This window comes from Streptomyces sp. NPDC005728 (assembly GCF_040630895.1).
Classification (GTDB): Bacteria; Actinomycetota; Actinomycetes; order Streptomycetales; family Streptomycetaceae; genus Streptomyces.
On record NZ_JBEXYL010000072.1, the window covers coordinates 1 to 18,172 of the forward strand.

The following is an 18,172-nucleotide window of genomic DNA, read 5'->3' on the forward strand; positions in this document are numbered from 1 at the left end:
CTGCGGATTCCGCGGCGGCCGGATCTTCCCCGCCCTTCCAGAAGGCCACCATCCATTGGCACCCGAACAAGGGCACCTGGATCACCGACAACTGACGCAAACCATCAGCACGGTCCTTCCCGACCAGGAGGTCATTTGCGAGACTGCCGAGCGTGCGAGGCGGGCGGGGCACCAAGCTGCGCCGCGCCGACGGCCTCGGCGGTCTCGTGATCGTGACCACCGCCCGGTACACCTTCGTCCCCGGTGGCGGCCCCGAAGTAGCCCACGTTCATGATGATTCAACCGGCCCCCGGCACTGCCGGGTTGTGCAGGTGCGGCCCTCGGCCTTAGTCCCTTCCCACCGTAGACATGACTCCGCCCGCCGGGGCCACAAGGCGCCGGCGGGCGGGCGAGGAAGGGTTTGCCCTGTTGCTTACCGGCGGCATCGCATCGGTAGGTAGGGGGTCTGGTGACACCAGATGGACGCAGTCGGGGCACGCGTACAGCGTTGTCCCCGGTCCGCTGGTGGCTGGGATGTACCGCACGGGGATAGGGGCGCCTGTCTGCTGGCCCGCCCCACGCTGAACGGAACGACCCGCCGGTGGGCACGTCACTCAACCCCTCGGACAGTCCCTGGTGCCCGGACTGACGGCTCGGCCTCCAGCGGGTGGCGGGGACGCCGACTGCTCGCTCGACCATGCACCAGGTGTAGTGCTGCTCCGTGCCGAGGTCCATGCCATCAACGAGGCTGGCGGCGAAGCGGTCGCCTTCTCGCCGGCGGCGTGGCGATGGGGCCACTGGGATTGGGGTCCACAGCGCGTACGAGCACGCCGGGCAAAAGGCCGGCCTGTCCGAACCCGGAGCTGCGGGCTTTGTGTCACGGCTGCGCGCTCTGGCGGTGCATGGTGGCCGATCGAGTACTTCGATGTACATGATCCAGCCATCTACGACGTCCAGGCACAGCATGCCTCTTGAAGGCAGAAGGGGTACGCACCGATGGCCCGCGCCACATGGCTGTCCCGGCGGATGATCTGCTGTCCGGATGCTCTGGCAAAAGTCATCGCTGCACCCACACGCTCAGCTCACATTCTCCCTCATCGTCCAGGAGGGTGATCAGCTCGGCGATGGTGGTGCCGATGAGGCTGGCGGCGACGATGCGGGGGAGGTTCGAAGGGGCTGGTGGAGCGCTTGCTGGCGACGGCATCGGCACCACTTCCTGGCGTGTGACGGGGACGTTCGTGTGTCGCCATATCGTAGGAACATGCAGGTCAGAGGCGTATGTGGTAGGACGCCATAGTTCTGGGCCTCGGATTGCGGGCGCCAACCGTAGAGGCGGTGCCGGGGGCACTGCGATCGCCTCAGCGAGGCCGCGAAGGAAACGGCATCGGCTGCCGAGTTGCACGGTGGGCAGGGGGCTGGTGAGTCACCGGGTTGGATCCTGTCGTCGAGCGGCACGCACCCCGATGACACCTGTGCGTCACCACGGCGCACCGGATGTTCGCAGGCCACGGGCGAACAGCGATAAAATTACCCAAATCGGTGGCCTGGCTCTCATATCTAGGCTGCTGCTCGACTTGTGCGATCTTGGGGAGCGGCACGGTGGTGAGGTCTCCTGAGGAACGCGGAGTCCCGCACAGCGCTGGTGCGCGGGGCAGGTTGCTTCCCCTGCTGCCTGCTCTGCTGCTGCTCATCGGTCTGTTCGTCGGCCTCTACACGCCCCGCGATGTCAGGCCGGATGCCATCCTTGCCGCGGCCATGGTTTCTGCCGCCGCACTACTGCCCCTGTGGGGGACCGTGCTCACCGGAGTGGGCGCGTGCGCGGTCTTCTTCGGCCTGATGGTGGACTTCGATGCTCTGCGGGATGCGACCGCCTATTCTGAGCTGGCCACCCTCGCGGCGATTGCGGCATTCGCCGTCTTCATCAATCGCCTGCTGAGCCGGCACGCCCAGCAGCTGGGTCAGGTCCGTTCGGTGGCTGAGACCGCCCAGTTGGCGGTGCTGCATCCGATACCGCGACACCTCGGACACGTCACGCTCGAAAGCCTGTACGTGGCCGCCGCGGCGGAAGCCCGGATGGGCGGCGACCTGTACGGGGCCATACGCACCCCGCACGCCGTACGGCTACTCATCGGCGACGTACGCGGCAAGGGGCTGATCGCGATGCAGACGGCTGCCACGCTGCTCAGTGCATTCCGCGAGGCCGCCCACGACGCGCCCGACCTGCCCCACCTCGCGCGCCGCCTGGAGACGAGCATGAGCCGCTACGCCTCCCAGTACCCGGGGGTCCCGGGCTCGGAGACCGCAGAACGTTTCATCACCGCACTCCTCGCCGAGATCCCGGACGACGAACCGGTCGTCCGGACTGTCACCTGCGGCCACCCACCCCCGCTGCTGCTTCACCGAGGCGAGGTCCGGGAGCTACAGCTCGCCGCTCCCTCGCCGCCGCTCAACCTGGGGAACCTGGTGAGCGACGGGTATCGGATCGACCTCGCCCCCTTCCATCCCGGAGACCAGCTCCTGCTGTACACCGACGGGGTCACGGAGACCCGTGACCGCTCCGGCGCCTTCTACCCCCTCGCCGAACGGGTCCGCTCATGGAGCGGCGAGGGGCCCCACCAGCTCCTCGATCATCTCCACCGCGACCTGATCGCCTACAGCGGAGGCGAGCTCGACGACGACGTCGCTGCCCTCGTCGCCCGGAGGCGCCCGAGCCTCTGATCCTGGGATGAGGCTTGACCTGCGCGGGTTTCAGGCGTCGGAACTCGTTCGAGGTGTCTGAGCCGGTGTCCTGGGCGACGGCCTTGCCCTCGGCCGCGATGTCGGTCGTACGGTGTCCTGGACGGGCAGGGACGCGTCTCCGGGCTGAGACTGGTCGCGGTCGCGGGCACGGCCGCGGGCACGGACGACGGCACCGGGCCGCGGTTGTGACGTGGGTGCGGAGGTTCGCTGATGCCCTTGGCCAAGGGGGCGGCGGTGCTCTGCTTGTCAGCCTGCCGCTCGCGACACCGGCGCCGACTGCGGCGGACACGGGCGCCGTCCGAGGCGGTCCGGGCCACCGGGAAGGCCGGTCGCCCGGAGACGCCCGACATGCTGGCCGCGTTGACGCTGGACCAGGTGTTCGACTCGCTGGCCATCCGGGTGGACGGTCGGCGCAGCTGGGACGCGGACATCACCGTGCGCTGGAATCTGAAGGACGGTGAGCCCGTCACGATGCGGTTGCGCAACGGGGTTCTCACCCACGTCACCGGGACGGGGCCCGCCGCGGGTGACCCCGACGTGTGGATCACCCTCGCCGAGACCGACCTACGGGCCGTGCTGCTCGCCACCCTCGGCCTGACCGACCTGACGGAGCGCACGGATGTCCCGGCGCTCTGGTGGCGAGTCGACGAGCCTGTCAGCTCGCCGCTTGCTGGAGGCCGTCGAGGATCAGGTCCAGCCCGAACTCGAACTCGTCGCCGTAGGCGTACCCGGGACGCATGACATGAGCGGTCGCGATCTCGGTCAGGTACGGGTACTCGCCGTCGCCGAATCCGCTCATGATGGACTTCGCCAGTTCGGCGGTCTGGTCCGGGGTGTCGAAGGGCAAGGTCTTCTCCTGCAGGGCGAACCCGTAGATGAAGCTGTCGAGGACCGAGACGGCGTGGGCGGTCAGGGTGAGGGAGAGCCCGCCCTGACGCAGGCAGCCGAGAACGGCGTCGTGGTGACGCAGGGTGGCGGGGCCCGGGTCGGAACGTGACTCCATCAGCCCGATCGCCCACCGGTGGCGGGACAGCACGTGGCGCATGGAGGTGGCCCGCTGCCGCATCGCCTGTCGCCAGTCGTCACCCGGTGTGGGCAGTTCGACCTCGCCGAAGACCAGGTCGACCATGCCGTCGAGCAGGTCCTCCTTGTTGGCCACGTGGTTGTACAGGGACATTGCCTCGACTCCGACGGCCTCGCCGAGCTTGCGCATGCTGAGCGTCTCCAGGCCGGCGTTGTCGGCGAGTTCGACGGCGGCGCGCAGCACCCGCTGCCGGGTGAGCGTCTCGCGGGGCGGCTGCGGGGCGGTACGTCGGTTCATGGTGGACGGTCGCTTCCTCTCGTAGTCTCCCAGCGTTGACGAGCTTACGCTGTAAGTGCTCTACTTACGCCGTAAGTGCATGCTTACGCCGTAAGTGCAGATGGAGACGGAACCGGGGAGCAGTGACGATGCGGAAGAGGAGCGAGCCGATCGAAACCGCCGGTGGGACCGAGACGATGACGGCCGTCGTGCAGGAGCGGTACGGCTCCGAGCCGGAAGCCGTGATGCGTACGGCGCGGCTCGTCCGGCCCGGCATCGGGACGGCCGAGATACTGGTGCGGGTGCGCGCCTCCAGCGTGGACAGGGGAACCTGGCACATGATGGCCGGTCTCCCGTATGCGGTCCGGCCCGTGAGCGGGCTGCGCAGGCCGAAGCTCCCCAACCCCGGCCGCACCATCGCAGGTGTCGTCGAGGCGGTCGGCTCCGCCGTGACCGGCTTCGCACTCGGCGACGAGGTGTACGGCACGGCAGCCGCCGCGTTCGCCGAATACGCCGCCGCCCGTCCGGACAGGATCGCTCCCAAACCGGCCGGACTCACCTTCGAGGAGGCGGCGACGGTACCCGTCAGCGCGCTCACCGCGCTGCAGGCGGTTCGCGACAAGGGCAAGATCCAAGAAGGCCAGCAGGTCCTGATCACGGGAGCCGCCGGCGGCGTGGGTACCTTCGCCGTCCAGGTCGCCCACACCTTCGGTGCCCGGGTCACGGCCGTTGCGAGCACTCGCAAGCTCGACGCCGTACGGGCGCTGGGCGCCGACCACGTGATCGACTACACCCGCGAGGACTTCCTCGCCGGCCCGCGACGCTACGACGCCATCATCGACATCGCGGGCAACCGCGGTCTGCAGGACCTGCGCCGCGTCCTCAAGCCCCGCGGCAGGCTGATCATCACCGGCGGCGAGACCAACGGCGCCTGGCTCGGCGGCACCGACCGGCAGCTCCGCGCACAGATGCTGTCGCCGTTCACCGGCCAACACCTGGGCACCTTCATTTCATCCGAGCATGCCGACGGGCTGCGCGACCTGACCGCACTCATCGATGCGGGTGCACTCAGACCTGTCGTGGACCGCGTCTACCCGCTCACCGACACCGCCGCAGCCGTCCGGCACCTCCTCGACGGCCGCGTCACCGGCAAGCTGGCGCTCACCCTGCCCGCCGAGTGACGACACAGGCCGAGGCCGACAACATGCCCAAGTCCGCCACTGCGTGCGGGAGCCGGGCCCAGGACATCGACCGAGACACGACGCCCGCCCGGGTCGAGAAGACGGAAGCCGGACCCGGCGGCGCACCGGGGGAGGGGCGGTGCGGGTTGAATCGTACGGGCAGGCAAGGCTGCAGGCACGGAAGGAGGTTGGAGGAAGGGCCCGCGCATTGACCGGTGTCGGTCGGCGCTCTCGGATTCTGTGAGACCGCAGGTGAATCGGACCGGATCACTTGAGACGGAGGCCGGATCGCTGGAGACGGGACAAGGACTCCGGTGCGGCCAGGCGCCTCGGCCGCTGTCCCGTCCCATCGACACTTGATCGATCGCCACTGAAGACTGACCGACGACGGTTTGCTGGGCAGGTGGAAGGGCCGCGGCCAGTCTGCCGCTATGACGTCCAGTGCGACGTCCTTTGGACGCCGTTTTGCCGGACCGGCAACGGGAGTGGCGTGACCGGGACGCAGTGGGCGACGGTGGGCCCGTGACCGACAACATCGCAGCAGGATCGCCCGCGTCCGACACCCCCTCTCCTGCCGACGGATACGTCGGGGACCCTGCGGTGCGGGCGGAGTGGGACAACCGGTACGCCGACCGGCAACGGCTGTGGAGCGGCCGGCCCAACGGAGCGCTCGTGGCCGAGGTCGCAGGGCTCACGCCCGGGCGGGTGCTCGACGTCGGCTGTGGCGAGGGCGCGGACGCCGTCTGGCTCGCGCGCGGCGGCTGGGACGTGACCGCGCTCGAGGTCTCGGGCGTGGCGCTGGAGCGGGCGGCCAGGCACGCGCGCGACGCCGGTCTCGCCGTTCGCTGGGTACACGCCGCACTCACAGAGGCGGTGCTCCCGCCGGCCTCCTTCGACCTGGTTTCCGTGCAGTACCCGGCCTTGCTGCGCACCCCCGACGCCGCTGCTGAGCGAGCGCTGCTCGCGGCCGTCGCGCCCGGCGGTGTGCTGCTGCTCGTGCACCACGCGGGGATGGACACCCCGCAGGCGCACGACAGCGGCTTCGACCCGGCTGACTACGTCTGGCCCTCGATGGTGGCCGATCTGCTCAACGACGACTGGGAGGTTGAGGTGGACGAGCAACGGCCACGCGTGGCACCCGACGGTGGCGCCGGCGCGCACCATACCGACGACCTGGTGCTGCGCGTGCTCCGACTGCGCTGAGATCCCTCGGCTCGCAGCAGGCCCGGCACCTGGGCAGCCTCGATGACCGATCCACTGACAACGGATACGGCCCCTCATGGACCAAGGGTGTTCTCGCTACTTCGAACCCGCACAGCCGCTCCGGCTCCGGGTGCCGAAGAGTTCACTTCGGTGTCCTGCCCTGCTCCAAAGCCGCCGACGACCGAGACGGCATCCCACAGGTCGAACGCGTCTTCCATGAAGGGGATGTCCTGGCAGGGACCGGCGCCGGCGGAGTGCTGACGGTGACAGGGCGTGGCTCGCCGTGGAAAACCTGGTGGGCCTGCCAGTCGCGGGGAGTGGCCGCAACCGGGCGTGCGCCGGGCTGGGGGCCGACGAGCGGACGGCCCGCGAGCGCTATGACGTGCTCGCGGTCGGTTTGGCTGTGGCCGACGAAGTCCGGGGCGGCCGGGCAGGTTTCCTCCAGGATCTCCGGCATGACCTTGGCGACCTGGCTGATCGCCTGCGGCCGTGCCAGGAGCGGATGGCGGCCTGAGCGCGCTGTCGGCCGAGCCGGCGCAGGCGGTGGACGAGACTCCGCTTGGCCTCGGGGACGGCGTACACCGAGTTCAGCGCACGACGTACCGGGGGTATCAGCGCCTTCGGAACTTCCCGGATGACGGCTCTCGCCCGTGGGAGAGCCGCCTGGTCAATGCCTCCTGCACCCGGCGCACACCCTTGCGGACGGGCCCCGGCGCGGCGTCGAGCGTGACGCTGGACGGCGCTGCGAGGCGCCGGCCAAGTCCCGATCGCTTTGTGCCAACCACTGCCGCGGGTCGAGATCGAACATGCGCGTGTGCGCAGCCTCGTCGGAAAAGACGGAGACCCGCGAGTCGGTCCCGTTCCTGATCTCGAACGCGCCCATGAGCAGTACTTCCTGGCCGCGGCCCAGGTAGTAGCCGACACTTGTGTAGGCCCGCACTTCGCGTGTCCCTTTCTCCTTGACGATGGCCTTTGTCCGGCCCAAGGGACAGCGCGGTGAGACGAAGTCCCATCTGATCGTTCACTCGTCCCAGTGCTGCTCCATGTCTCGATCTATGCAGCGAGGCCCCGGCGCGCCGCGGATGGCGGCGATGACTGTGTGGGCCCACTCGGCTGGGGGCGGGGTGTCGAGCAGGCCCTTCAGGCGTGTGATGTGTGCGGCGCGTTCGTGCACCGTCATGGCCAGTGCGGCGCGCAGGGTGTCGACCAGGTCCTGTGGAAGCAGTGGATCGGTGAGCAGTGCTGCGGTGCCCAGGTGCTGCGCGATTCCCGTGCGACGGGACAGGACCAGAACACCGGGGCGGTTGGTGGCGTGGTGCGCTGTGATGTATTCCTGGGCTGTGAGGTTCATCCCGTCGGCGAGTGAGGTCACCCAGAACACGTCGGCTGCCAGGTAGTGGTCGACGACCTCGGGGAAGTCCAGATTGCGGGGGATGTAGTCGACGGGCTCCCACTCCCGCGTGCCCCACCGGTGGTTAATTCGGTTGATCGCGTTCTCAAGTTCCAAGCGGGTGGAGTCGTAGGCGTGGATGCCGGCTTCCGGTGGTGGGCAGACCAGGCGGTAACGCACCTGTCCTCGTAGTCGGGGCGTGTGGGCCAGGAGGGCGTCCAGTGCGCGGATCTTTTGGACGGGCGCCTTGGCGTAGTCGAGTCGTTCCACGGACAGCACCAGCTGGGTGCTGTCGTTCCCGTGCCGCGGCTGGAGGCGTGTCCTGGCGAGGTCTGCGACGGCATGGCGGTCGATGCCCAGGGGGTGCACGCCGACGCGCGGCGTGGGCCCTGCGGTGGCGGCGAGGAGCCGGCGGAAGTGGTCGGCGCAGTCGGCGGTGTGGAAGCCGGCCCAGTCCAGGCATGCAAGCGAGTCGAGCAGCTGCCCGGCTGCCGGAATGCGGCGGAAGACGTCCGGGTGGGGGAACGGCGTGTGGTGGAACAGCCCGACGGCCAAGTCGGGTCGCTGGGCCCTGAGGATGGCCGGCGCGAGCCACAGATTGTAGTCGTGCAACCAGACCGTACCTCCCTGCGCGGCGAGGGAGCTGATATGGCGGGCGAATGCGGCGTTTACCTCCTCATAGTCGGCCCAGTGGGCGGGTCGGTCCTGGATGAGGTCGGGCTGGGACATCAGGGCCGGCCAGAGCGTCTCCTTGCAGACGCGGTGAAAGTAGCCCGCCACCGTTTGGGATGCAGCGGCAGCAGGGACAGTGGCAGGCCGTCGGCGGCCTTCACCGGCTGGGCAGGTGGCAGTGCTTCGCCGATGTGGGCGGCTGCCCACACCGCGTCCAGGTGCTCGTTGGCAAGAGCGGCCTGCAAGGTCGGCAGGATGCCGTTGGGGCTGGAGGGCGGCCGCCAGGCGCCGTCGAGCCAGCGCACGGGCGGCCGGTGATAGCCGACGACCACCGATCGGCGGTCCAGCCAGCCGAGTCGTTCCATCCCCTCCAGGACGGCGGCAGCTCCGTCGAGGGCGGAGTGGTGAACCTGCTCGCTCGCGGGGACGCCGGCAGCCAGAGCGGGCTCCGCGTTGGCGACCACGACCGCGTGCGTGCCCTGGGAGAACAACGAAACGTCGTTGAGGGAGTCCCCGGCCACGAGCATCGCCTGCCGAGGCCACCCCAGCCTGCGGCCGAGCAGCCGCAGTGCACGTCCCTTGCTCGCCCTGGCCGGCAGGACGTCGAAGTACCGGCCCGAGGCGTACGACCAGGAGCATCCCAGCGCCTTCACCGCGGCCTTGAGGTCGTCCGAGAGACCTTCGGGGTTCAGATAGAAGGAGCAGCGGCCGTGCTGGGGCACGCCTGCCTGGTACACGAGCTGCGGGAAATGCCGCAGTGCCGCTCGAACCCGGTCGGCGCCCGGCCATCCAGCGCGCAGCTGCCCCTCCAGCGCTTCGAGGCGGGCCATCCGGATGGCGTCGATGACGCTGGCCCCGACGTCGGCGATGATCCAGCGCGGGGACGGCACCAGGGGATCATCTCGCAGGAGCGCCTGTACGGAAGCAAGACCGCGTCCGGTCGCAAAGACCATCGTGATGTCCGGGTGCCGGTTCAGGGCGTCGCGCAGACGCCGCCGATCGTGTCCTTCGCCTCCCAGCAGCGTGCCGTCCAGGTCGGTCACGAGCACCCTGGCCGCAACGGCCTCTCTGCCCACAGGCGCTCCCTCCAGGTCCTGACCAGCTCCAGCAGCGCGGGCATCCGCGGTCGTGCCGGAGCGTGTGAGCGCTTCACCAAGCGGGGTCGTGGGTCACCGGGTCGATGACGTTCCCCGCATCAGCCGCGTCCGGGTGCGATTGGGCTCTCTGAACGTCCCGGATTGCCTGCCCAAGTCGCATCTCGCGAAGGTCGTCGCTTTCCACAAGTCGAGCAATCAGGCGTGTCGGCGCATGGCGCGCGGCCTCCACTAGTCGATCGATGGCTGGATCGGCTGGCGACACGGGACCTCCAGGATCACGGCATGACGACATCGGCACGGCGTGGAGGTTGCCGTCACCCGTGCGGCCGGTCCAGGCCGTTTCGGGCTGTGGCGACAACACGTGCAACGACGGTTGTCCAGAGCTCTAACCGCCTGCAGCCCCACCTCATGCGCGGGCCCGGATCTTTCACTCCTCTGCCCGACGTGGGTCAGCGATGGGCTTGCCGCAGCAGTGTGTGGGGGTGTGGCCCTGCGGCCCAGAAGCAGTCCCTGCTCGCCGAGGAGGATCGCACCGACACCGACGGCCGCGTGCGGCACAGGCGGCTTGGTGGTGCGGGGCGGCTGGAAACTCGTGCAGGCCGGTCGGGCAGGCGGCGGGCCCGGATGAGCTGCTGGATGACCGGGGCGCTCTCATCTGGGTGGTGCAGCAGCTCGATGGCCTCGACGCGAAAGCCGTATTCGGTGAGCAGGTCCTCCCACAACTGCGGTGCCAGGATCCACATCTGGGTGGGCAGGGGCGGATCGTCACGCAGCAAGAGCATCTGTTCGCGCGGTGCCACCTCCCTGGACGGGCCGCTGCCATGCAGGTCGGTGTGCAGGAGCGAGAGGATCAGCGGCGCGCCGGGGCGCAGGCCGTCACACAGCGCGGGCAGCGCGCGGTGCGGGGTCGGTGAATCCCAGGGTGCCGATGGCGTATGCGGCATCGAACGGCGCGGCCTCGGCGAGGTACTCGACCACATCTCCGTGCCCGAATTCCACCCCCGGAACCTCCGCGTGTGTGGAGGCGGCGTGTTCGTGCTGGGTCGGTGACAGCTCGATCCCGGTGACGCGAGCGCCGTGGGCCTGGGCGAGATGCACGGCGTGGTGGCCGGCCCCGGAGCCGATGTCCAGTACACGCCGGCCGGTGATGTCGCCGAGGACTTCAGCGCCCGGCCCGACCCCCTCCCAGGGCGTCCAGGCCAGGTGATCGGGGATGGGCGGCATGGAGGAGCGGGCCGGCTGGCGCCTCCCGTAGATGGTCCAGGCTTGGGTGTTGATGTCCTCGACGGGCACGTTGTCTCCTCGGTGGGCAGCGCGACGTGGATCAGGTGTGCGTGATGATGCAGGCGAGGCCCTCGCCGCGCCGGGCTCGTTCGATGGCGTCGAGACGGGCGAAGGCCCGGGGCGCCATCAACTCCTGCCGGCTGACGAGGTCGTGGACGGCCCACATGTCGTGCTCCACGGGATCGAGGCGGATCCGACGGAGCTGTTCGCCGGTGAGGCGCCCTCCGTCGAAAATGAAGCCGACTTTGTTCAGAGGCATCCGGGGACCGGTTTTCGGCCCGATTCCACCGGACCGTAGTAGCGCCCCAACTGCGAGCGCTGTGATGACCACGAGGGCGCCGCTGGGCCGCAGTCGGTGGCCAAGCGCGTCCAGGGTGCGATCGCGGGAGCTGAGGAACGGAGCGACGAATCGCAGGGTGATCAAGTTGTATCCGTCGGTGTGCAGTGGTGCCCAGTCGTCTTGCTCGACGTCGAGGCGCAGCCGGCGAACAGCGTCACCGTGCCGGGTGCCGGCTTCTGCGAGGGCTGTCCCGGACCAGTCGACGGCGTCTACGGCGTAGTCGGTCGACGACAGGTGGGCAGCGAGTGCGCCGGTCCCGCACCCGATGTCAAGGGCCTTTCCCCCGGCGGGAGGCGGCACGTACGTGGCGAGCAGCGACGGTTCGGCGTCGGTGAGTTGGCGGTAGCGGCGGCCGTCGGCGTAGCCGCGGTCCCATTCGTCCTGCGTGGTGAACATGTACGGAAGCACGCCCTTCTCGGTAGCGGGGCTGGAGACGGCAAGGCAGTGGGGACCTGCTCGTAGCCGTTGTGGCGGCGCCGGCTCTGCGCGGGCGGGTCAGGACCAGCCCATGGCGGTGTAGAGCGTGCCGCGGGAGATGGCCTCCAATGCGACGCGCGTGTACTCCACGGTGGGCTCGGGCAGTGCGTCCAGCGGCCACCAGCGCCATTCGGTGCAGCACTCCGGCTCGCGCACGGTGGGCTCTCCCTCCCAGCGGGAAGGAGAGAAGAAGAACTGGACGCGCGGGATCGTGCTGCTGGGGTCGAGCAGGTCGAGGACGTGGACGAGCGACAAGTCACCCTCGGCAATGCGGAGTCCGGTCTCTTCCTCAGCCTCGCGGACCATGCAGGAGATGGCGGCTTCCATGTCCTCTCGGTGGCCGGCGGGCAGGTGCCAGGTCGACGGCGCGAAAGCACTGCTCGGGTGGCGTTCACCCAACAGAACGGCCCCGTCCCGGACGAGGACCAGGTGGGCGCCGACGATGCTGCGGCTGCGGTGATCGCGCGGCTCGCGGACTTCCACCACAGGGAGCGTGGCGTCGCGGCTGCCACGGGGACGGGGAGCGCGGTGATGGGCGTGGAGGACCGCGGCGGTGCCGGGGTCCATGGTCATCTGCGCGGTCTCCTCGATGCGGGTCCAACGCAGCTGGATTCCCTCGCGCAGTTCGATCTCGTGCGCGGGCACGTTCAGTCTGCCGTGGTAGACACGCACGCGGTCCTTGAAGGAGCCGTTCGCATCGAGCGTGTCCAGCGTGGCAAAGGCGGCCAGGTCCGGGATGGCGAGTCCGGCCTCTTCGTCGAGTTCCCTGACGATCGCCGCGTCGCAGCTCTCGCCCTTCTCCGTGTTGCCACCGAGCAGGGCCCACTGCCCCGGGCGCCAGATCGGCTTGTTCGCCGAGCGCAGGTGGAGCAGATAGCGGCCCTCGTCGTCCGTGAGCAGGGCCGCCGTGCCAGGAACGATCGGCCAGTCGATCGCGATGCTGGTGTGCTTCTTGACGAACACGTGCGGATCGCCGGCCACGGGTACGGGACCGCAGTCGGCCACGGCGCGGATGGTGATCCGCGGGGAGAGGGCGGCGCGGTGGTTGCGCTGCCAGTGCTGAACCTGGTCGGCCATCTCTTGGGCGGTCAGGCGGCCGTGAGGACCGTATCCGTGGACGACCAGCTCGTACAACCCGCTGCCGTCGTCACCGTCGGCGATGCGCTCGGTGGCCAGCCGCGCGAGGGAGGCGCCGCGCACGATCGCGGCGCCGGGCCAGTGCCGGGGTGGCGGGTTCAGCACCCCGTTGTCGCCGTCGGGGTCGACCGACAGGCGGCAGAAGCCGGGCAGGGCGCCGGCGAGGTAGAGGGTGAGGGCGTCGAAGGGTTCCTGACCGCCTACGGTGACGTGGGTGTGGGCCACGAACGGCTCGCGGGTGAGGGCCGGTGCGAGCTGGTCGACGGGCAGCGGGGTGCCGTCCTCCCAGGAGAGGTGGACGCCGGTGCCCGGGACGGTGCGGAGGTGCGCGTCCCAGGCACCGGCGCCTTGCATGGCCACGAAGCCGCAGACGATGAGCGGCTCGTCGCTGTGGAGGGCCCCGTCGCGTTTGGTGAAGCCGATGGCCCACGTGTACTGGTGCAAGCGCAGGGGTGCGACGAGGCGTCCGCCGTCGGCGAGTGCGTGGATCCAGGGCAGGTCCCAGGTGTCGACGGTGACCATGACGGCGTCGAAGCCGCCGTCCGGGACGATGCCCGCAGGCAGGTGTTCGGCGTCGGCGGTGACCACGCGGACGCGGGCGTAGCCGGTCTCGGTCAGGTAGCGGGTGGCGCGGTCGGTGACGGCCGGATCGATGTCGAGGGTGGTGACGCTGCCCGTGGGGCCGACGAGTTCGGCGATCAGGGCGGCGTTGTAGCCGCCGGAGCCGATCTCCAGGACGCGGTGGCCGGGCTGGATGCGGGCGGCTTCGAGCATGTCGGCCTGCAGCCAGGGTGCGGAGATGGAGCTGGTGATGCGGCCGTCGTCGGTATGGCGGGTGGCAATGATGTCGTTGGCGTAAGCCTTCTGGGCCGGTACCTCGGGGGCGAAGGCGTGCCGGAGCACGGTGCGCATGGCGTTGTCGACCGCAGGGGTGCGGATGTGGCCGGCTTCGGTGAGCTCGTCGGCCAGCTGGTGGCGCAGGGCGCCCGTCTCGTCGAGTTCGGTGGTGGGAGGTGTCGTCACGGCGGGCCTTTCGGTGGATCGGGTCATGCGGGATCCGCGACGGTGGGGGCGGCGGGGTTGGGGATGTCGGCGTTGGGGGCGTACTGGGCGGCCTGCGCGTCGAACATGGCCGCGTAGCGGCCCTGGGCGGCGATGAGTTCGTCGTGGGTGCCGTGTTCGGTGAGGTGTCCGTGGTTGAGGACGTAGATGCGGTCGGCGTGGCGTACACCGGACATGCGGTGGGTGACCAGGACGACGGCCCGGTTCGGGGCGGCGAGGCGGCGGATGCGGTCGAAGGCTTCGATCTCGGCTTCGGGGTCGAGGGCGGAGGTCGGTTCGTCGACGATGAGGACGCTGTGCGCCTGCGATGTCGAGCTACGCCAGTGCGTGCGGGCGAGACCCACTTTCTGCCATTCGCCGCCGGAGAGTTCGATGGCGCCGCGGAACATGCGGGCCAGCAGGCTCCGCAGGCCGTCGGGGAGTTTGGCGATGACCGGGCCGGCGCCGGCGTAGTCGACCGACGGCTGCAGGTCCTGCGGTGTGGCGGCGTGGGCGGGGCGGCCGAGGCGGATGTTCATCGCGGCGGTCACGGGCCAGCGCTGGAAATCCTGGGTGAGCAGGGAGACGCGTTCGAAGACCTGGGAGCGGTCGAGGCCGCTGATGTCCGCCTCGCCCCAGCGCAGGGTGCCGGCCTGGGGCAGCAGCATGCCTGACAGGATCTTCATCAGCGTGCTCTTGCCGGATCCGTTCTCACCGACCACGGCGGTGACCGAGCCCATCGGCAGGGTAAGGGACACCTGGTTCAGGGCAGCCGTGTCACGGTCGGGGTAGCGGTAGGTGACGCGGTCGAGGACGATCTCCTTGATCTGCTCCGGGACCGGGGCGCCGCCCTCGGGGATGGTGCGCTGCGCCGCCTGGGCCAGGAACCGGCCGTGGTCGCGGACGTACAGGGACTCCTCGTGCAGCTGGTTGATGTTCATCACCAGCGCGCCCAGGCTCGCCGACCCCGTCCGCACCGCGATCACCGCGGTGCCGGCGATGGCGAGGCTCATGTGCCCGGCCATGATCAGCCAGAACATGGCCCCGTACGTCGCGGCCATGGCCAGGCCGGACAGCGCGGAGGCGATCCACTCCGTCAGGGCCTTGCTGGAGGCGAGGCGTTCCTGTTCGGCCTCGGCGCTCTCGGCCATGCGCTGGTAGCGGCTGAGGAGGAAGGCGCCGACGGCGTGGAGGCGGACCTCCTGGGCGGCGCTGCGCTCGGTGAGCAGGTTGCCGATGAGCCGGCTGGCCCGCACATGCTCGATCCAGCTCATCACCGACACGTACCGTTCCTGGGCCACGCGCATGGCGCCCCAGCCGCGCGGGGCGGCGATGAGAATCAGCATGGGAAGCAGGACGGGGTGGAGGACGGCGAGGACGCCGGCGGTGGTGATCAGGGAGATGAGGCCGTTCAGCGCGGCGACACAGGCACCGATCATGCGGCGGGCGGAGCCCGGACCGTACTGGGCAACGTCGACGAGCCGCCGGAAGTCGGGGTCGTCGATGGCTTCCAACTCGACACTTGTGGCAGCGGCCAGGTACTGGGTGGTGGCGATCCGCTCGACCATCGGCTCCAGGCGCCCGGCGCGAGACGTCGACCACGCGGAGAGGGCGGAGTTGACCACACTGATGGCAGCGGCTGCCAGCAGTCCGGGCAGCAGCGCATGCAGCCGCTGGGCGGCTTCGCCACTCCCGGCGAGCAGGGCATGCATGACGGCGTTGATGGCGAGCAGGCCGACGGCCGCGGCGATGCCCTGGCCGATCTCGCTGACCGCCACGGCGAGCAGCGCCCGCCGGTCGGCGCTCCATGCCATGCGCAGGGCGGCGCCGACGAGGGCCGGCATGGAGCGCAGCGCGGACATCATGGTCAGGTCCAGACCCGCGTGCTCGTGGTGGGACCAGCCCATGTCGTAGCGCAGCGGTCCGCCGAACAGCTCCTGTTCGGCGTCGGAGACCTGGGGCTCGGCCATCTTCACCGGTCCGAACAACCTCTTCACCGGGCGCCTCCCGAGGTGGGCCAGTTCAGGGCCCGGTACGACGGGCCGTGGGTGAGCATGTGGAAGATGGTGACGGTGTAGGGGTGGCAGTCCCGCGGGGGTTTCTCCATCGGTACCCAGAACAGCCCTTCGTGTTTGTCCGGCTCGGCGTTGTGTGGTTCGCCGGTCCAGGACTGGGTCACGAACACGGCGGTGATGCGGTCCATGCCCTCTGGCTCGTGGTGGTGGACGAGGCCGCCGAACTCCTGCTGGTCGGCGCTGACATGGACGCCGGCCTCTTCCTTGGCTTCGTACCGCGCCGCGTGGTCCAGCGGCTCGCCGGTCTTCAGATGGCCTCCCACGACGGTGAGCTGTCCCGGTGCGAGGTCCGCGTCAGGCTTGCGGCGCACGCACAGGGCGGCGCCGTTCGCCCGGAGCAGGATCTGGGCCACGTCGGCGATCAGCAGGTGAGGAGCTTGGCTCAACGCCGTCCCTCCTGCATCGGGCGCTCGACGGCGCGTCGGTCACGCGCGGTCACGAACGCGTCGCCGTGCCGGGGGCCGTACACGAGGGCGCCGGCGGGCTCGGCTGCGGCGAACGCCGCGAGCGCGGATTCCTCGGCATCGGCCGGAGACCGGCCGTACCTCTCGAACAGGGCGGTGCGCAGCTCAGGATGGTCCGGCCCTAGGGAGGTGGTGAGCTTGACGAAGTCGGAGACGAGCGGGCCCGGTTCGCTGCGCTGGAAGTCGATCACCGCGCAGCATCGGCCGTTCCACAGCAGGTTGCGCTCCCGGAAGTTCCCGTGGCGCCACCCGGCGGGAAGGGGGCCGAGGCCGGGCAGCGTGCTCACGAGGCGGCGCAGCGTGTCGGATTCGGCGGTGGACAGGTGGTCACCGGCCTGCGCAATGTGCTTGTCCAACCCGGACTGTGCGCTCTCGACATGGTGCGCGGCCTGGTCCTGCGCCTGGTGGCCGGGTGGAGCCTCGTGAAAGCGGCGCAGGACCGGGCCGGTTTGCCGGTGGGCGGCGCGGCGGCGCGCGGGTGGCTCCTCTCCCTTCAGCGGTTCGCCGTCCACCGCGGTGAGGAACAAGGCGAGCAGGTCGGCGGAGCTGTCCTTCAGAGCGGGGGCGTGACCGAGGTGAGGGACGGCTTCGCGGTAGGCGCGGGTCTCCCGGGTATACAGGGCAGGCTTGAGAGCCACCTTCACGTTGTAGTCGCCGGCGCGTCCGGTCACCTCCCGCATCTGGGAGTTCTCCCGGGCGCGGAAGGCGTCCTGCACGGCCTTCAGGGGGCCTGGGACCGTTTCCACCCAGGAGGCGAGGGGTGCCGGGAGGCGTGTGGAGTCCGTCATGCCAGGTACCTCGTATCCGGTCGTGCCCCGTCGGCGAGGAAGACGGCGCAGTCGGCGCCGGGGCGGGCGGTGGTGTCCGAGGAGGCAGCGGTGTTATCGAACGCAGGATGAACGAGCGCAGGGCGGCGTACGGGATGCATGGGTGCTCCTCGGGGCGAGATGCGGACAGGTGATCGGGTAACGGGGGACTTCCTGTCGCCGTCACGGGTGCGCGAGGGCGAAATCTAGAACCTGATTTCGAATACCCGGGCCCCTCCGTGCGCGGCCGAGGGCGGTGTGCTGTGACGCTGTGTTCGATCACTCATGTGGGTTTCGGTACCTCCTGTGGGGGATTGTCAGGCGTGGGCGTGGCCATCGCAGGGGTCAGTCCCGGTCGGAGATCGACGGCGTGGCCCAGGAAGCTGCCCTTCGCTTCGACGCTGCCACCGGCGAGCGCCGGTGGCAGCAGTCGGTCTCCAACAGCGCCATGGGGCTGGATGTGCACCGGCCCAGCGGCCTGCTGATCACCGGAGAGGACGGTCTGGTGATCGGAATCGATCCGCGCACCGGCCACCAGCGATGGGCGATCGACGTGTTCTCCCTCTACGACGCCACATGGATCCTGGCCGGCGACCTGATCCTCTGCAGCCGCGGAACTGCGGTACTCGGCAAGACGGGCAAGAAGCTGTGGACACGCTCCGACTTCCAGCCGCAGGGCGACCTGGCGCAGCCCCTGGGTGAGGGCCTGCTTGATGGCAACGCCAAAGGATTGCAACGCCGTACGAGCGGAGGCGGGTTTCGTTGCGCGTCGACGGCGACCTCCGCGCAGCGTGCACGACTGATCAGGCGTCCGGCGGGAGGCGAGGGTTCGAGGTGGCCGTGTGGGGGCTCGGTACGAGATCGGGACGTTGCTGTCATACCCCTGAGGTGGACCTCTCGGCCAAACGGTGGCTAATTATGAGCAGGCCCTTGACGTCATGGCTCACGACGGTGGTGACGGGGGCGATGTTCAGTGACGGCCATCGA

General features: G+C 69.7%; 15 protein-coding genes and 2 pseudogenes. 6 read left to right on the top strand and 11 right to left on the bottom strand.

Annotated features, from left to right (window positions below):
• Positions 1 to 1,578 precede the first annotated feature (1,578 nt).
• Together ABZ471_RS34660 and ABZ471_RS34665 are read left to right on the top strand one after the other, a co-directional pair.
• A complete protein-coding gene (locus tag ABZ471_RS34660) occupies positions 1,579 to 2,697 on the top strand; it encodes a PP2C family protein-serine/threonine phosphatase (RefSeq protein WP_359072137.1) in 1,119 nt (372 codons plus the stop codon).
• 231 nt (positions 2,698 to 2,928) lie between these two features.
• Positions 2,929 to 3,459, top strand: coding sequence for an alkyl sulfatase C-terminal domain-containing protein (locus ABZ471_RS34665; RefSeq protein WP_359072138.1), 531 nt, complete (start codon positions 2,929 to 2,931; stop codon positions 3,457 to 3,459).
• Here the strand turns inward: ABZ471_RS34665 and ABZ471_RS34670 are convergent.
• On the bottom strand, positions 3,374 to 4,039 hold the full coding sequence (locus ABZ471_RS34670) for a TetR/AcrR family transcriptional regulator (RefSeq protein WP_359072141.1): 666 nt from the start codon (positions 4,037 to 4,039) through the stop codon (positions 3,374 to 3,376). The two genes, ABZ471_RS34665 and ABZ471_RS34670, sit on opposite strands and share 86 nt — an antisense overlap.
• Before the next feature lie 128 nt (positions 4,040 to 4,167).
• On the opposite strand from ABZ471_RS34670, the gene ABZ471_RS34675 reads away from it, so the two are divergent.
• On the top strand, positions 4,168 to 5,199 hold the full coding sequence (locus ABZ471_RS34675; protein ID WP_359072142.1) for an NAD(P)-dependent alcohol dehydrogenase: 1,032 nt from the start codon (positions 4,168 to 4,170) through the stop codon (positions 5,197 to 5,199).
• 522 nt (positions 5,200 to 5,721) lie between these two features.
• Positions 5,722 to 6,402: a methyltransferase domain-containing protein gene (locus ABZ471_RS34680; protein ID WP_359072144.1), complete on the top strand. Its 681-nt coding sequence runs from the start codon at positions 5,722 to 5,724 to the stop codon at positions 6,400 to 6,402.
• A 142-nt stretch (positions 6,403 to 6,544) separates the two neighbouring features.
• Here the strand turns inward: ABZ471_RS34680 and ABZ471_RS34685 are convergent.
• A pseudogene (locus ABZ471_RS34685) lies at positions 6,545 to 6,817 on the bottom strand (hypothetical protein); the annotation flags it as partial.
• A 113-nt stretch (positions 6,818 to 6,930) separates the two neighbouring features.
• Between ABZ471_RS34685 and ABZ471_RS34690 the strand changes: the two are divergent.
• Positions 6,931 to 7,032 (top strand): annotated as a pseudogene (locus ABZ471_RS34690) (transporter); the annotation flags it as partial.
• Between the two features lie 391 nt (positions 7,033 to 7,423).
• On the opposite strand, the gene ABZ471_RS34695 reads toward ABZ471_RS34690, so the two are convergent.
• The 9 genes from ABZ471_RS34695 to ABZ471_RS34735 form a co-directional block, all read right to left on the bottom strand.
• Positions 7,424 to 8,572 carry a trehalose-6-phosphate synthase gene (locus ABZ471_RS34695; protein WP_359072145.1) on the bottom strand — a complete coding sequence of 383 codons (1,149 nt, stop codon included), beginning with the start codon at positions 8,570 to 8,572 and terminating at the stop codon, positions 7,424 to 7,426.
• Positions 8,521 to 9,540, bottom strand: coding sequence for an HAD family hydrolase (locus ABZ471_RS34700; RefSeq protein WP_359072147.1), 1,020 nt, complete (start codon positions 9,538 to 9,540; stop codon positions 8,521 to 8,523). Before ABZ471_RS34700 ends, ABZ471_RS34695 begins: the two co-directional genes overlap by 52 nt.
• Before the next feature lie 470 nt (positions 9,541 to 10,010).
• Entirely contained in the window at positions 10,011 to 10,361 is a 351-nt protein-coding gene (locus ABZ471_RS34705) for a hypothetical protein (protein WP_359072149.1), read from the bottom strand.
• 76 nt (positions 10,362 to 10,437) lie between these two features.
• On the bottom strand, positions 10,438 to 10,854 hold the full coding sequence (locus ABZ471_RS34710) for a class I SAM-dependent methyltransferase (RefSeq protein ID WP_359072151.1): 417 nt from the start codon (positions 10,852 to 10,854) through the stop codon (positions 10,438 to 10,440).
• A gap of 31 nt (positions 10,855 to 10,885) precedes the next feature.
• Positions 10,886 to 11,581, bottom strand: a complete 696-nt coding sequence (locus ABZ471_RS34715) for a class I SAM-dependent methyltransferase (RefSeq protein ID WP_359072152.1) — start codon at positions 11,579 to 11,581, stop codon at positions 10,886 to 10,888.
• A 99-nt stretch (positions 11,582 to 11,680) separates the two neighbouring features.
• The gene (gene fxlM / locus ABZ471_RS34720; RefSeq protein ID WP_359072153.1) at positions 11,681 to 13,849 is read right to left on the bottom strand and encodes a methyltransferase, FxLD system; all 2,169 of its coding nucleotides are present in this window, start codon (positions 13,847 to 13,849) and stop codon (positions 11,681 to 11,683) included.
• On the bottom strand, positions 13,846 to 15,837 hold the full coding sequence (locus tag ABZ471_RS34725) for an ABC transporter ATP-binding protein (RefSeq protein ID WP_359072155.1): 1,992 nt from the start codon (positions 15,835 to 15,837) through the stop codon (positions 13,846 to 13,848). The genes fxlM and ABZ471_RS34725 overlap by 4 nt, the downstream gene beginning before the upstream one ends.
• On the bottom strand, positions 15,834 to 16,301 hold the full coding sequence (locus tag ABZ471_RS34730; RefSeq protein WP_359072157.1) for an NUDIX domain-containing protein: 468 nt from the start codon (positions 16,299 to 16,301) through the stop codon (positions 15,834 to 15,836). The genes ABZ471_RS34725 and ABZ471_RS34730 overlap by 4 nt, the downstream gene beginning before the upstream one ends.
• Positions 16,298 to 17,167: an aminoglycoside phosphotransferase family protein gene (locus ABZ471_RS34735; RefSeq protein ID WP_359072158.1), complete on the bottom strand. Its 870-nt coding sequence runs from the start codon at positions 17,165 to 17,167 to the stop codon at positions 16,298 to 16,300. The genes ABZ471_RS34730 and ABZ471_RS34735 overlap by 4 nt, the downstream gene beginning before the upstream one ends.
• Before the next feature lie 388 nt (positions 17,168 to 17,555).
• On the opposite strand from ABZ471_RS34735, the gene ABZ471_RS34740 reads away from it, so the two are divergent.
• Positions 17,556 to 18,101 (top strand): PQQ-binding-like beta-propeller repeat protein, encoded by a 546-nt coding sequence (locus ABZ471_RS34740; protein ID WP_359072159.1) that lies wholly within the window; start codon positions 17,556 to 17,558, stop codon positions 18,099 to 18,101.
• Positions 18,102 to 18,172: the final 71 nt, after the last annotated feature.

Coding starts and splice junctions, on each gene's coding strand:
- fxlM (WP_359072153.1), bottom strand. CDS start 13,849: ATGACCCGATCCACCGAAAGGCCCGCCGTGACGACACCTCCCACCACC.
- ABZ471_RS34675 (WP_359072142.1), top strand. CDS start 4,168: ATGCGGAAGAGGAGCGAGCCGATCGAAACCGCCGGTGGGACCGAGACG.
- ABZ471_RS34665 (WP_359072138.1), top strand. CDS start 2,929: ATGCCCTTGGCCAAGGGGGCGGCGGTGCTCTGCTTGTCAGCCTGCCGC.
- ABZ471_RS34715 (WP_359072152.1), bottom strand. CDS start 11,581: ATGTTCACCACGCAGGACGAATGGGACCGCGGCTACGCCGACGGCCGC.
- ABZ471_RS34735 (WP_359072158.1), bottom strand. CDS start 17,167: ATGACGGACTCCACACGCCTCCCGGCACCCCTCGCCTCCTGGGTGGAA.
- ABZ471_RS34670 (WP_359072141.1), bottom strand. CDS start 4,039: ATGAACCGACGTACCGCCCCGCAGCCGCCCCGCGAGACGCTCACCCGG.